12 protein-coding genes are annotated in these 14990 nt (G+C 54.8%); 5 read left to right on the top strand and 7 right to left on the bottom strand.

The genetic code is table 11. From position 1 onward, the window contains the following. Window positions 1-188 precede the first annotated feature (188 nt). The 4 genes from VFU50_21045 to VFU50_21030 form a co-directional block, all read right to left on the bottom strand. Window positions 189-1154: a KpsF/GutQ family sugar-phosphate isomerase gene (locus VFU50_21045; GenBank protein ID HEU5235357.1), complete on the bottom strand. Its 966-nt coding sequence runs from the start codon at window positions 1152-1154 to the stop codon at window positions 189-191. A gap of 23 nt (window positions 1155-1177) precedes the next feature. Beyond that, on the bottom strand, window positions 1178-2758 hold the full coding sequence (guaA, locus tag VFU50_21040; protein ID HEU5235356.1) for a glutamine-hydrolyzing GMP synthase: 1581 nt from the start codon (window positions 2756-2758) through the stop codon (window positions 1178-1180). 173 nt (window positions 2759-2931) lie between these two features. Then, a complete protein-coding gene (locus VFU50_21035; GenBank protein ID HEU5235355.1) occupies window positions 2932-4371 on the bottom strand; it encodes an FtsX-like permease family protein in 1440 nt (479 codons plus the stop codon). After that, window positions 4368-5084 (bottom strand): ABC transporter ATP-binding protein, encoded by a 717-nt coding sequence (locus tag VFU50_21030; protein HEU5235354.1) that lies wholly within the window; start codon window positions 5082-5084, stop codon window positions 4368-4370. Before VFU50_21030 ends, VFU50_21035 begins: the two co-directional genes overlap by 4 nt. 1252 nt (window positions 5085-6336) lie before the next feature. Between VFU50_21030 and VFU50_21025 the strand changes: the two genes are divergently transcribed. From VFU50_21025 to VFU50_21010, 4 genes are read left to right on the top strand one after another with little or no spacing between them, the layout of a single operon-like run. Beyond that, window positions 6337-6960 carry a hypothetical protein gene (locus tag VFU50_21025; GenBank protein ID HEU5235353.1) on the top strand — a complete coding sequence of 208 codons (624 nt, stop codon included), beginning with the start codon at window positions 6337-6339 and terminating at the stop codon, window positions 6958-6960. A 39-nt stretch (window positions 6961-6999) separates the two neighbouring features. After that, on the top strand, window positions 7000-8178 hold the full coding sequence (locus VFU50_21020; GenBank protein ID HEU5235352.1) for a hypothetical protein: 1179 nt from the start codon (window positions 7000-7002) through the stop codon (window positions 8176-8178). After that, window positions 8175-8996 carry a hypothetical protein gene (locus VFU50_21015; protein ID HEU5235351.1) on the top strand — a complete coding sequence of 274 codons (822 nt, stop codon included), beginning with the start codon at window positions 8175-8177 and terminating at the stop codon, window positions 8994-8996. Before VFU50_21020 ends, VFU50_21015 begins: the two co-directional genes overlap by 4 nt. A 14-nt stretch (window positions 8997-9010) precedes the next feature. Continuing rightward, window positions 9011-12325 (top strand): SdrD B-like domain-containing protein, encoded by a 3315-nt coding sequence (locus tag VFU50_21010; GenBank protein ID HEU5235350.1) that lies wholly within the window; start codon window positions 9011-9013, stop codon window positions 12323-12325. Here the strand turns inward: VFU50_21010 and VFU50_21005 are convergent, their stop codons facing one another. The 3 genes from VFU50_21005 to VFU50_20995 form a co-directional block, all read right to left on the bottom strand. Further along, a complete protein-coding gene (locus VFU50_21005) occupies window positions 12326-12682 on the bottom strand; it encodes a hypothetical protein (GenBank protein HEU5235349.1) in 357 nt (118 codons plus the stop codon). It abuts the gene before it with no gap. A gap of 451 nt (window positions 12683-13133) precedes the next feature. Continuing rightward, window positions 13134-13538, bottom strand: coding sequence for a PIN domain-containing protein (locus tag VFU50_21000; protein HEU5235348.1), 405 nt, complete (start codon window positions 13536-13538; stop codon window positions 13134-13136). Continuing rightward, on the bottom strand, window positions 13529-13795 hold the full coding sequence (locus VFU50_20995; GenBank protein HEU5235347.1) for a hypothetical protein: 267 nt from the start codon (window positions 13793-13795) through the stop codon (window positions 13529-13531). Before VFU50_20995 ends, VFU50_21000 begins: the two co-directional genes overlap by 10 nt. Window positions 13796-13918: 123 nt before the next feature. Between VFU50_20995 and VFU50_20990 the strand changes: the two genes are divergently transcribed. Then, window positions 13919-14794 carry a tetratricopeptide repeat protein gene (locus VFU50_20990; GenBank protein ID HEU5235346.1) on the top strand — a complete coding sequence of 292 codons (876 nt, stop codon included), beginning with the start codon at window positions 13919-13921 and terminating at the stop codon, window positions 14792-14794. Window positions 14795-14990: the final 196 nt, after the last annotated feature.

Below are 14990 nucleotides of genomic sequence, written 5' to 3'. Positions count from 1 at the left end.
GCGAAGGCTCAGTATTGAATCGGGCCATCGGGTGAAGTAAGAACCAAAGCCGGGCGATAGGCAATAAGCATAGGCAAAAAGTGCTTAGCCTAGGCAGTTTTGACCGCTAGTAGTTATTTTGCCTGCTACTAATCGCGAGTACGGAAGCCTCGCTTCGCCCATTGACCCGATGGCCCGATCATCGATGACTAGATCGATTCCGTTCCCCACAGATCATGCAGATGCACAACGCCCAGCAGTTGCGAGTCGTCTTCAACAACCACGAGCGATGTGATTTTTCGCTGCTCCATTAAATTGAGCGCAGTCATTGCGAACGTAGAAGGATTCACGGTCACCGGCGTCCCGGTCATGCACTCACCGGCTTTCAGATCCATCGCATCTTTGCCGCGGCGCTCCAGCAGGCGGCGAAGGTCCCCATCGCTGATTACTCCCAACAATTTCCCATTCTGGGCTACCGTCGTCATGCCCAGTTTCTTACGTGACATTTCGTAGATCACTTCGTGCATTGCCGTATCGGGCGAGACCCGCGGAAGCGCGTCGCCCGCATGCATGAAGTCTGAAACACGCATCAGCTTCTTGCCAAGTTTTCCGCCTGGATGCAGCTCAGCAAAATCCTCTTCCCTGAATCCGCGCCTCTCTGAGAGCGCTACAGCGATCGCATCTCCAAGGGCAAGCATTGCCGTTGTACTTGCCGTAGGAGCAAGGCCCAGATTGCATCCTTCCCGCGGAACGGAGCAGTCGAGAGCTACATCGGAAGCTTGAGCCAGTGTGGACTTCACATCGCACGTGAACGAGATCAGCGCATCTCCCACGCGCTTGATCTTCGCTAACAGCTTTAGGAGTTCTTCAGTTTCGCCGCTGGAGGAGAGCGCGATTACCACGTCGCCACTCGCGACCATTCCGAGGTCCCCATGCAATGCTTCCGCCGGATGCATGAACAAGGAGGGCGTACCGGTCGAGCTGAGCGTGGCCGCGATCTTCTGGGCGATGATACCGCTCTTTCCCATTCCGGTAACCACGACGCGTGCCGAGCAACGAAAGAGAAGATCGATCGCGCTCTCAAAGTCATGCTTCATCGGGCCTGCAAGCCGATTCGCAAGCGCGGTGAGAGCCTCCGCTTCAATGCGGATTACGTTTTCGCCGGTCGATGGCATTGGTGAGGAGATAGTAGCAAAGCCTATTCCCACTCGATCGTGCCAGGAGGCTTAGAAGTAATGTCGTACACCACACGGTTGATTCCGCGAACCTCATTGACGATCCGGCTTGAAATTGTGCGCAGCACCTCGTAGGGAAGCGGCACCCAGTCGGCGGTCATGCCGTCTTCGGAGTGAACCGCGCGAATCGCACAGGTGTACGCATAAGTGCGATAGTCTCCCATCACGCCGACCGACATAACGGGCAGCAGCACCGCAAATGACTGCCAGATTTGCGTATACAGCCCAGCCGCCTTGATTTCTGAAACCACGATGTCGTCAGCTTCCTGAAGCAGCTTCACGCGCTCAGGTGTGACCTCACCGAGGATGCGTACCGCAAGTCCCGGTCCAGGGAACGGCTGGCGCTGCAGAATCTCCTCCGGCATGCCCAGATCGCGGCCGATGCGGCGGACTTCATCCTTGAAAAGATCCTTCAGCGGCTCGATCAACTTCAGGTTCATCTTCTCCGGCAAACCACCCACGTTGTGGTGTGTCTTGATCGTCTGCGATGGCCCACGCACCGAGCGCGATTCGATGACGTCCGGATAAAGCGTCCCTTGCACCAGGAACTCAGCCTTGGAAGCTCTACCATTGGAACTCTTCTCCTGCTGATGGCGTCGGATGAGCTTCTCGGCTTCATCATCGAAGACGGCGATGAACTCATTGCCGATGATCTTGCGCTTCTTTTCGGGATCGGTAATGCCCTTCAGCTTCGCGAGAAAGCGCTCACCTGCATCGGCAGCGACCAGGTTTAAGCCCAGGCGATCGCGCAGGCTCTTCTGAACTTTGTTGAACTCATCTTTGCGCAGTACGCCGTTGTTGACAAAAACACACGTCAGGCGATCACCAATGGCGCGATGCACGAGCACGGCGGCAACTGAGGAGTCCACGCCCCCGGAAAGGGCGCAGATCGCGTGTCCCTCGCCAACCGTGTTCTTAATCGTCGTGACCGTCTCGTCGATGAAGCGCTGCGGCGTCCAGTTCGGCTCCGCATCGCAGATCTCGAAAACAAAATTGCGAAGCAAGTCCGTTCCCAATTTGGTGTGATGAACTTCGGGATGAAACTGCACCGCCCAGGTTCTTCGCTCAGGATTCTCCATTGCCGCCAGAGCGCTCGATGACCGGGCCACCACACGGAATCCGCTGGGCAATTCGCGAGCCTCGTCGCCATGTGACATCCAAACGGAGAGCGACGACGGAAGATTCCGGAATAGAGAAGAGGATGGATCCAGAACCTCGACTTGAGCGTGCCCGTATTCGCGCTTTGGACCGGGAACTACTTTTCCGCCAAGTTTGTGCGTGATGAAGTGCAGTCCGTAGCAAATTCCCAGAACAGGAACACCGAGTTGCAGCACGCGTTCGTCGGCCGGAGGAGCGTCGTCGTCATACACCGAGCATGGCCCGCCCGAAAGAATGATCCCCACAGGCGAGTAACTCTTAATTTCATCCAGCGGCGCGGTGCAGGGAAGGACGACCGAGAAGACGCGCTGTTCGCGGATGCGTCGCGCGATCAACTGGGTATACTGCGAGCCAAAGTCGAGGATGACGATGGATTGGGGATTCATGCTTGAGTGTCGCAGAAGGCAACCCCTTTTGTCATTCCGAACGAAGTGAGGAATCCCTATCCGCTTCCGTCCCGACTGCTAGGAGAAGTCAACCTACATAGCGGCAGTAGGGATTCCTCTCTTCGCGTCCGAAAAGCACAGACGCTACGCTCGGAATGACAAGGAGCAGACGGCTAATCGTATCTAAGCGCCTGGACCGGATCGAGCCTGGCCGCGCGCGCCGCAGGATAGAGTCCCGCAAGCAGGCTCACGATGATGGAGAATCCGATTGCTCCGAGCACCAGCCACAATGGCACCAGCCAAACATCGTCGGGGGTGAACTGCTGCTGGCGCTGCATGTAGATGCGCGTGCCGAAGTTGATCGCGCGCCCGATGATCCAGCCCAGCAGGACTCCGATTGCACCGCCGAAGACGCCCATCGCTCCGGCTTCGGCGAAGAACAGCTTCTGAACGTCACCATCACTCGCGCCGATTGCCTTCATGATTCCAATTTCCCGACGCCGCTCGAGGATTGACATCACCAGAGTGTTGATAATCCCAAGCGAAGCCACCGCGAGCGCGAGACTGCCGAAGATCCCCAGGAACAAATCGAGAATGGCAAAAAACCTGCGCAGGTTGCGCGTAGCGTCGAGCAGAGAAAATGTATTGTAGCCAAGCTGCTTGATCTGGTTCTCGATTCCTTCTACCTGGCTTGATCGAGTCGCGCGCACGATCAGCGCCGAGTAACTGTTGGCGAGCGGATCACGATCGCCTGCGAGGCGCACCTGGGTCATCTGCATCGGTTCGAGCTTGAGCGCGTAGTCGATGGGGACGTATGCGCCGGCGCTGCCCGCGCCGCGAATTCCGGCATCCGCCTTCGATTCCACCAGGCCGACTACCTTCAAAGTTGCTTGTTTCGGCGACACCGCATACACGCTCAGTTCGCTGGCTGCGCCGTATTGAGAAGCCGCCGATGCACTGCCATCGTCGTTGAGCAAATGCCGCGACGCGTATCTCAGCACGACATCTTTGCCGAGAAGATCTGCGGGCTTGTCAGTCAGAGTTTTGGCTTCGTCGCTCTGCAGGATGATCTCCGCGGCATCAGGTGAGGAGAAGTACTTGCCCTTCATGTTGTCGAAGCTCTCGAGCTGACGCGCTGACATCGGTAGTCCGCTGATGAGCTGATACTCGCGGGAATTTGCACCTTCCGGTGTTTGCGATGAACTTTCACTTGTTGAGGTTTGGGTTGGCGGCTTAGGCGCGAGATCGGATGCACTCGCGGACGGCAGCTTCAGCTCGGCAGGGAAGCGAATATCCGGATAGACTTCGGCGACACCTTCAAACTTCGCCATCTTCAGGCGCGCTGCCTCATCCAGCGGTGGAGGCGGCGCTTTGCGGTTTTCTCGTCGTCCGTTTGGACCTTGAATTCGCCGTCCTGAAGTTACATAAACACTGTCAAACAATCCTGACTTCGCCAGCCGAGAAGCTGCCAGATGTTGCAAACCTATGCCGAGCGAGAGCATCGCAACCAGCGATGCGACCCCCACCGAGATGCCGACCGTCGTGAGCGAATTACGCAGCACGGACTCGCGCAGATTGCGCGTCGCAAGTTCCACGAGATCACCGGTTTTCACGCGGTCACCTCTGCGGGATCTTCCACCAGTTTTCCATCGCGCAAAAAGATAAACCGCGACGCGTAGCGCTCCGCAAGCGGACGCTCATGCGTCACCATCAAAACCGTAGTTCCTTCTTTATTCACCGTGTGGATCAAATCCATGATCTCTGTTCCTGTACGGCTGTCGAGATTGCCCGTCGGTTCGTCGGCCAACAGCAAGGAGGGACGATTGACGAGTGCTCGAGCCAACGACGCCCGCTGCTGCTCGCCGCCGGAGAGTTCGGAGGGGCGATGATCGAAACGATGCCCGAGTCCGACACGCTCTAGCGCCGTCCGCGCCCGATCCATGCGATGCTGCCGTGGCACCTCGGCGAAGCGCATCGGAAGCTCCACGTTTTCCAGAACCGTCATCGCGGGGACGAGATTAAAAGCCTGAAAAACCATTCCCACGGTGCTGCGACGATAACGCGCCAGTTCCTCGCGCGACATGCGAGCAAGATCGTCTCCAGCCACGCTGACTGAACCCGCAGTCGGAGTATCGAGTCCGGCAATCAAGTTCAACAGGGAAGACTTGCCCGATCCCGACGTTCCCAGCAAAGCAACAAATTCGCCTGCCGCGATTGAAAACGTAACGTCGTTGACTGCCCGAATTTCCGACTCACCCATACGATAAACGCGGGCGAGTCCCTGCACCTCGATGGCGGCGCCTTGGCTTATGTTTTGAATTGGCATTAGAGAATTGACGTGATTGGACCTGTGGCTATTACGCCCTGTGAAGCAGAGAAGTTGCAAGGAAAATCGGCGGCCCAATCATCCGGTGAGAACGGAAAACACGACGCGGATTGCGCGGATGGGACGCGGATGAACGCGGAACTTTAGTAGCTGTTCAGACAACGTAAGCATTTGTTGAGAACCTGCAAGGAAGCATTCGCCGTATTCCGCGCACCTTTCAGAATCGCTGTTTACCCTCGGGAAGTGACCAGACTGGTTGCGCACCTTGATTGACTTTCCAGGTCTTCTGGCAAAGGGTTAAGTGATCGATTGCGGGCCAATCTTTTTCTTTCTAATTTCCGCGTTCATCCGCGTCCCATCCGCGCAATCCGCGTCATGTTTTAAGTGTGCTGTTTACTTCAGCAGATCACCCGATGGCCCGATCACCCGATCTCCATTGACTTTCTGGTAATCAGCCCATTATTCTTGGCTTACACGGGAAAGGAGGGCGATCCATACATATGCAAAGTTCTGATGGTAGTAGTAATAAACGTGAGGTGGCTGAGGCTTAGGGCGTTCAGCTCTAAAGACCTGGCGAACTCCGCTAGTTTGGAGGTTTGCAGAGGCCATTCACATAGAGTGACCGCCTCAAGCCAATCTCAACAGCGTACCGGCAACCCGCTGCGGTGAAATTTCCCGCAGCGGGTTGTGTCATTTGGGAAGAGCAATTTTGTCTCGTCTTCGGTAATTTTGCGCTAGCTCCAGGATCAATCCTGCTCGGCTGAGGCATCGAAATCGTCAATGTCGTTGGTGACGGTGGTTACCAGTGATTTCGCTTAGCAGTGGCGATGTTCCAATCGCATTCAGAGAGCCAAATTCCCATCTTAGGACGTGTTCAAGCATCATGTTTTCAATATCTTCGGTCATCATTCGCGATCCGAATCTTTAACCTGAACTGCCATTCTCATTGAGCTTCCACGAAGGTGGAGGTTACTCGTGCGCACCCGCCCGTTACATTGACCCCTGGATTAGAGCGTCCTAATGTTGGGCCACGCACCCCGAAGTACAAGACCCTTTCGGAACCTCAAGAATTCCCAAATTGGGTCGAGGTGCGGGCTGTAGTTGACGAGGTGCACGGGACGGAACGGTTCCTTGCGCCCGCTGACGCGGCGGAAACATCGCAGTAAAAGCCGTACTGATTTGCATTTACCCCTAAACCACGCGACAGAGGCGTCGAGTGGCAACAGGGATTACTCAAGAGGAGAACAAACTGATGAAACGCACATCACTGGCCATCTTGGCGACCCTGTTGACGATGGCTTCCACAACATTTGCTGCCACGAGCGCGACAAATGCGAACGCGGTTTCACCGACACTTCAGGTTTCGGCAAACGTCGTTTCTGTGGTTCAGCTCACATTGACCCAGGGCGCGTCAGGAACAGCCTGCGCAATCGCAAACGGTGGAGCGCCGCCGGACTACACCATGGACTTTGGTACGGTCGATGCTTTGGCGGTCAGCAACGCGCTCTGCGGCCAGAAGTTCACTCCTGCGCAAACCGGCACCGATGCTGTCTACTACACCGACTATCAACTGAACCCGACGTACGCTTCGCAGCCAAGCGCAGCGAATCCAGTAATCACCGCGTATGTTTCGACTCCGTTCACCACTGCGAACGTCAAGATCGTTCGTGATACCGCAAACTCGGCTGCTGCTCCGGCTGGAAATGGATTTTCGGCACTGAGCACGAATGTGGCTGCTCAGGACACGATCGCCAGCGCAGTTGCCAGCGGAACGGCTCTGACTCGCTACATCGGTGTGGACATTGCGAACACCAACGGCGCGGGTATGAATGGCGCGAAGACAGCTACCGTCACTTTCACATTAACCGTCAACTAAGCTCGGGTTTCCGGTTCTCCCCCAAAAACCGGAAATGAAATGCTCAACAATCCTCAGCAACGTGAACAATCCACTCCGACCGACTGCAAAGTGCATCAAGGGAAGCGTGGATTGTCGCGTTTGGGGAAGCAAATTCACCGCTCTCGTGAGATCGTCCTAACTCTTCTAGCTTGTAGTTTCTTCACGGTTGCACTCCCCACGAGCGCGCAAACGATTGGCCTGGCGACCTCCGGAGCAGGCATCACTTTCTCTGGTCCGAATCCTGCGAATCCTACGCCGACATATCACGCGGGCTTCGGCGCTGTAAATGGTCTGGGAATTGGCAATCCCATCGGCCTACAAAAGATCGCAGTCGCAGGTGGCGAGTTTTACTACACGCCATACACGATTGTGTTGAATGGTGCGAATCCAGGCCACCCTGCAGAAGTTGATGCGTACATATCTTCTGCATTCTCCAATTCCAGCAGCGTGATCCAACTTATGAGCTGCGCGTATCCAGGTCCGTGCAATACCTTCGCCAGTTATACAGCACTTCCGAATACTCAGGCCGCCGATATTGTCGTACTGCCTCTGCAAACGACGAGCACGAATTACACCGCATATCTTGGAATCCTGGTGCAGAGCTTCAACGGCTCAATCGTGAGTCCAGACACGGCCACGGTGATGTTCGACGTTTATGACAATCGGCACGGAATCATCAGTCATACGTTGTTGAATTTAGATACTCCAGGCACAACGATTCAAAAGGCAATCCAGCTTCAACTAGCGACTGCTCCTTCGGGACTCCCGATTTCTGCTGGAGGAACCACCGACTATGCCGCCAATTTTGGAACTGTGAACGGACTGGGCGTCGGTCCGGGAGCAGGCCTGACCGTTATTAATGGACAAGCTCCGGGTGGAGTGATCTATTCGACGCCGTATCTACTCCAACCGGCTTTCAGTGGTTTTTCAAGTTTCAGCAACACGAAAATCACGGTCTACGTAAGTACCGACTTCGTCCATCCGGCTGTGCTGAAGCTATATGACTCTCAAAGTCAATTCGCAGGTTACAACGCAATCTCAAAGAGCTCAGGCGCACCTACGCAAATCACAGGCAATGCCAGTAACGGAAGTTCCATAACGGAATATCTAGGATTGTTTGTTTCGAACGCGAACGGCGGTGGTTCGTTCACAGGAGCAGACAAGGCAACACTCACTTACACAATCACGGTGCAATGATGAAAACTACTGTTTCCAAGCTTTTTTTTGCTGCGCTGCTGCTGGCAGCCGTGACTCCGTTGTTTGCGCAATCGCTGGCGCTCGCGCCCGCGCAGATCGTCGAGGACTTCAAACCTGGCGTTCCGTTTGAGTATTCGCTCACGGTGCAAAACAAAGGCAGCCAGGCGGTTGAGCTACATGTCCAGATCACTGACTTCTGGTACAACGACAAGAACGAAAAGACATTCAATGCGCCGGGTACTTCTCCACGCTCCGCCGCCAACTGGATCCAGTTTGTTCCTGACAAATTTGAAGTGGCCTCTGGCGCTTCACAAAAGCTGAAGGCAATAGTCACCCCTCCGGCGGACGCTCGTGGCGGCTATTACGCCGTTCTGTTTGTCGAATCGAAGCCGGTCGCCAGTAACCAGCAGACTCAGGATGGGAAGCAGATATTCACGAACATGCGGCTCGGATGCCTGGTGTTGCTCACGGCAAAGGACACCGAAGCTTACAACGTAAATCTCGACGACTTGAAACTAGTGCCGCCCAGTGACAATCAGGCGCTAAGACTTACGTTCTCAGTCGACAACAAGAGCAACACTCACGTGTTTCCGCAGGCGAAATTGGCGATCCTGAATCCGGAACACAAGCTCGTTGCCAAAGCGGAGAGCGATGCAAAGCGATTTTTACCCGGGCAAAAAGATTCGATGAAGGTGGAATGGAATGGCGATCTCAAGCCAGGCGACTACACCGCTGTGCTGTCGTTCGTTTATGGCGGTTCCCAGGTTGAGACACGCCAGATCGCATTTACTGTTCCAGCGAAAACAGCAAGTAATTGACGAGAACCTGATTCATGCCCTTGAAGCGCTACGACGATTTGGTCGGAGCAGCCATTCGATTGCTGCTGATGATCTTCGTGTGCGCCCTCGGCGCGTTCGCGGTAGAACCCACGACACCATCGAGCGTTGATGTTTACTGGAAATCCACCAGAACGATTGTGGCTCCAGGAGTGAGCACAGTGGTTGTGCTGGATGAAGATATCGCCCATGCCCAAATTGGGAGTGACACGATCGAATTCGTCGGTCTAACGCGCGGCGAAACCGTGGCTCTGGCATACGTAAATGGCGCGCCTGTAAGCATTGTGGTCCATGTGATCGACCGACCAGTTAACGTGATACCTCCGAGCCTGCTTCGCAGGCAGGCGGAAATGGCTCACGGTGTCATCTCTTCAGACGTACAGACAACTTCGGGCAACAGCTCTAACCACACACTGCTGAGCAGCCTCGCCTGGGAACAGCACGTTGGGGATCATGCGATGAACTTCAACAGCCAGGTAGAGGACAACAATCAATTCGGCGGCCATGGAACCAATCTGCGTACCGCGGGACTAAACTTTCGTTCACCTGGCTTCTCATTCAGCCTGATCGATTTCAGTCAGACGATCACAGGAGCAACTCCAGAAGACAGAATCAACAACTTTGCTTCTGGAAACTACGTTGAGCTACGTGGCGCCGGAATCACTCTCGGCTCCAATCGTAATCAGTTTTCGCTATTTGGAGGAAGTACACCTCCTTATTACTTCCTGTCGTTGAACGGTACACGCGATGTGGCCGGATTCAGCTTTCGCCGTGAGCAGACTGACAAGCTCAACTTTTATGGCGGAGCAAGCTACGTAAACATTCCGGTGAATTTCCCTGTGGGCATTCGCAGGAACGCCTATGCCATGGAGACTGGCGGCGTCAGCTATCACTTGACAAAAGATCTATTACTTGGCGGACAAGCCGGATATGCCAACGATGGCAGCCGTATGCTGCGCGGCGATTTTTCCTATGCTTCTTATCGCTTGACGGCGTACGCCAGCGCGATCGCAGCGACGCAGACCTTTCCGCTGCAGCAACTCCAGTCATTGTTCTCCGGCACGTCCACCTACAAAGGAGAGACGGACTACAGGATTACGCAGCGCCTCAGTCAACGGCTGTACTATGAGCACACCGACATTACTCCCGGACTCATCTACCGCGTCCCCGGAAGCAGCGATTACTTAAGTCCGGGAATTTCTTACCAAATCTCGCGCGGTGAGAACCTCGGCTTCTACTACATCTACAGTCGGAATACCGGAGGATTCACCAGTACAAGCTCTACCGGAAACCGATACGATGTGTCGCTGAATTCTCAAATCGCACCACAGGTGGGAAATAATGCAGAGGTCACTGTCGGATCGATTCAGGATCCACTCCAAATCAATTCGGAAGACCGGCTGACGCTTCGCGATACGGTAAGCTTCCCGATTAAGCGCCACACTGTACTGCTAGGGGTGGAGCACGACCGCGTGCAGCCTTCGCTTCTGTCAAAATTAAACCAGGAGCTCAACCTTCTCTCTCCCGCACTGCAGGCCCAATTCCTGGCTGATCCGTCAGGGTTCATTGACTCGTCGAATTTTCCTCCCGAGATAAAGGCCCTGCTCGCGGCTGAGCAGCCAACGGGTACAAGCATATCGGTTTCCACCATCTTTGAGTTCGGCTCCAAGATTCGGTTCAGTCCTTCCGCCTCTGCAACTCACTCTGCAAACGGCGGCTCTTCAAGCGACTGGACTCAGACGTTTGGCTACACGTTCAGCTACCAATTCCGCCCAACGCTCCAGTTCCGCTCCTCGCTCAACAATCTGTTTTTGTGGGATACGGTTCACAACACAGCCCAACGGACAACCCTTCTTTCCTTCGGATTCCAGAAGACCTTTATGGCTGCGCCCGGAACATTGGCCTTCTTCCATCGCAGCCGAATCATTGAAGGACGGGTCTTCCGCGACAACAACATCAATGGCTATTTCAATTCGGGAGAACCTGGAATGCAGGGAGTCGAAGTTAGGCTGGACGATGGAGAAGTCGCGATTACTGATGAACTGGGACGATATAAGTTTTCATCCGTTTCCGCCGATCAGCATGACGTGTCGATTGCCCTTACGCAGTTCCGCAATCCCGTACGCATGACTACACGCAGCGATGCCGATGTTGATCTCATTCAGCAGCGAATTGCGGTCGTCAACTTCGGTATTCTCGACTTCGCTCGCGTTATGGGCAACGTCTATAACGATCTGCGCTTCGACAACGCCCGCCAGCCGGATTCGAAAGGGATGCAGGATATTCAACTGCTGCTCGAGAACGGCAAAGAGGTCCGCAAGATTCAAACCGCCGGCTCCGGCGATTTTGAGTTGGATGATGTTCCGCCTGGAGATTACAAGCTCTCGCTGGATCCAGCATCGATTCCGCCAAACTACCTCACTCCTGTCGATTCGGTTGCCGTTCACGTCAGCCCGGTGTCTACAATCGTCCAAGACATTCCAGTTCGGGCCCTTCGTTCCATATCGGGAACCGTGCTGCTGAAGACTGCAGTTCCAAATGCTGAGGCGGCTGATCGCAAGCGGGGAAAAGGGTCGAAAGCAGGCAATCAGCCCGCGGCCGTACCGCCTGCTCAGGAGTTCAAGATGGTTCCGCTGGCTGGAATAGAGATCGCCGCAGGTCCCGCCACCGCGACCACGGATGCGGATGGCAAATTCCTGTTGCGCAATCTTCCCGCTGGAGAATTGAAGGTGACAGTTACTCCGGTGAAGCCAGTTTCCGCTGGAATGAACGTTCCCAGCGGCATGGTGACCTTGCCTGCAGAGCCAGTGCAAATTCAGGGCGCCACCATCGTGATTACGAACTCAGACTTGCTTCCTTATCTCAGTCGCGAATTCGACAAAACGCCTACTACCGCGACGTGGAACAACGCAGCACCGATGGCGACCACACCGACCGACATGAAGCCTGTGCCGATGGTGCCCGCTGTGACGAGTACGAAGCCAGCCTTACCCACAACGACAGAGCCGCCCGTTTCCTCCACACCGCCCGCTTCGCTTCAGGCCGAACCTTCTGCAGCTGAGACTCAAGTCTCCGCAATACCAGCAATAGCGCCAACTGAATCACCATCCCGAACGACTGCGGCGGACAATACTGCGTCCGCGCCTCCGATTCCGCCGGCGGTGCCCCATGCAGATGTAAGCGGTGCTGCCCCTACTGCGCCTCCCGACGGTGTGCTGACTCGCGAAGTTTGCAATCAGTTGCCATCGCTGGGCGAGATCGCGCAATGTCTGCGTCAGCTCAAGCTCAACAGCACCGCAAATCCGAAATAGCTAGTCGACGATCACCGTTGTTGTCTGCAGCACTGCGCGTTTTGTGGATTGGCCGCTGGGGTTCGCGTTCTGCGTATCACCTGAAGTGGAAATCGGCCGAATCGTGACTAATGATGTCATTTTCGGCGTCGTTGCCGGCTGCAAATTATAAGTGACTGAGCCTGTCGGGCTAGTCGAGCTTGGTTGGGAGGTGGCCGTTTGAACGGTCGGTACGACGGTGATTTGAATATGTAGAACGGCGCTCGCATGGTTAGAAGCAGCGTGCGCCGGAAATCCAGCCAAAATGAGAAGCAGCACACACCCGATCAAGCGCCGCAAATGCCAGAGCGAAACCGCAGCCAGGCAAAACTTGCCCATAGAACCTCCTTCGGCAGATTCGCGTTGCGGTTGAGGGTTGTAACGGTCGCTGCCAGTTACTGCGGTGCGAAACAATAATGGAATGCGCGTCAAAGTGCAACAAGAGAAGTGCAGGCTCTCGTGGGCCGTTCTTCATGAACGCAAACCTTTTATCGGTATCGCTAGCGGCTCTACGCGGCGGGTCGCCTGACGTTTCAGCACCGTTTGCGGGGTAGCGAATGGGTGAATCACACAAACGCGAAACACCCCTCTCGATGGGAATCGCGCATTTACTGCGCTCACAGATCTACGAACTCAGCAGTTTCGATCCGACCAGCTTTACGATTGCATTAGCAATGGCACTGTTGGTAGCTGTGGGATCGGCATTTCTGCCAGCCATGATTCCGCACAAACCAACCCGATATACGCCATTCGTAGTGAGTAGGAATTAAGATGTTCGCTCGCGGAGGGACTAGAGACGCGGCTCCAAGATGTCCAACCCGGCGATTTGAGCAAAGTGTCGCCTGTTGAAGGTGGCCACCTGGCTTCGGCGTTCCAAAGCGGTTGCCGCGACGATCAGATCGTAGTAGCCGATCATCTTCCCACGCGAATCGAGCTCCGCCCAGATCCGCGCATGCTCATATGCTGTGCGCTGAGTATATGGAACGACGGATAGCGTCACGATCACTCGCTCAAGATACTGTTGGCGCCGCAGGCGGTGTGAGCCCGTTGCTCGCTCCACGCCATGCCACAGCTCTGCTACGGTGATCGCCGCAATTTCGAACTCATCATCAGGCCTAGAAGCCAGCCAGCGGCGGAGATCAAAAGTGCCTTTTTCTCCACCGATAATGACGTCGGCATCGATCATTATCGCCATTTGTCTTTAGGCGCCTTGAGCTTCTTGCGTGCAACACGCAGATCCTTTCCCCAAGACCTGCGTTCAGCCGCGGGCAAATCGAACCCTTCAAGCGCCTCGGCCAGATCACGTCCAGTACAGACTCTTTCCGGAATTAAGCTCGCCAGTGGTGTTCCATTGCGAAGCAGCACATATTGCACATTCTGATAGTGGACACGGTTCACGCACTCGGCAAAATTGCGCGCCGCTTCCGTTACGCTAATTGCCTTCTTTTTCATATAATCAGATTATCTGATTTTCTCGACATAGGAAGCAATAGAAACCTGGCGAGGTGGAATACTTTCGATCTGGAATGGAGGGAAGCGCAGTCGCCAGCCCGAACACGATAGAATCCCGACGTGGTGAGCAAAGTTACTCTGTCGAGTCGGTCCGCCGAACACTATCAAACGGGAATCAATCTTGCATACCAACGCAGGTTCGCTGAAGCCATAAAAGAATACCGTGAAGCCGCTCGGCTGAACCCCAATTGCGCGGAGACTTTCTATAACCTCGGAGTTGCGTATGGCGAACTTCGGCAATGGAAAGCCGCAATCAAAGCCTACAGACGAGCCATTCACATCGACTCGAGCGATTGGCAGGCCTATTGCAACCTCGGTGTCGATTACGTGAACTCACAGCAGTACGCTGAGGCGATTCATGCCTTCAAACGCGCCGCGGAGCTAAGACCGAATGATGTGACGTTGTTCGTTAGCATCGGCTACAACTGCGGGAAGCTGAAGCGATATTCAGAAGCCATTAAGGCTTATTCGCGTGCGGTGGAATTAAAGCCCGATTTCGCCATTGGTTGGTACAACATCGGCCTGTTCTACTTCCATAAGCATCAATACGAAGACGCGATCCTCGCGGCCGAAAAAGGATTGAAGATTGACCCCGAGTATCCCGAACCCTACGTGGTAATCGGAATGGCACGTACAAAAACCGGCGACCTCTCTGGGGCGATCGATGCCTTCAAACCGGCTGCGCAAATAAATCCAAACTTTATGGAAGCTCACGCCAACCTGGGCGCGGCATATCTCCGATGCAAGCAAATTGACTTGGCTATGCGAGAACTTCGATGGGCTTTGCAACTACGCCCCGAAGAACCGTGGCTCCATCACACCCTCGCTTTAGCGGAGTGGACACGCCATGCGGTGATCTCGGCTGCTGGCGATTGGTGCCGCGCAACATACTTCTACATAAAGCGGAAACTAAGCAGCCGGACAATAACCCCCGAATGATGTTGTAGCTCTTCAAACTACACTTGATATTTGCCTTTTTTTCGCCTACCATGTTGCCCGTGACTCTCCGTCCCGAGCCAAATTTCGCCGTTCCCTGCGAAGCTTTTGGCCGTCGCTTCGGTGCATCAGAGTTTGGACGCGTGATGAAAGCTGAATAGACGAAACTGACAACAAACCGCAGCGCTAATCCCAAGAT

This window comes from Terriglobales bacterium, assembly GCA_035764005.1.
Taxonomy (GTDB): Bacteria; Acidobacteriota; Terriglobia; order Terriglobales; family Acidobacteriaceae; genus Gp1-AA112.
This window is presented reverse-complemented; position numbering and strand designations above follow the sequence as displayed.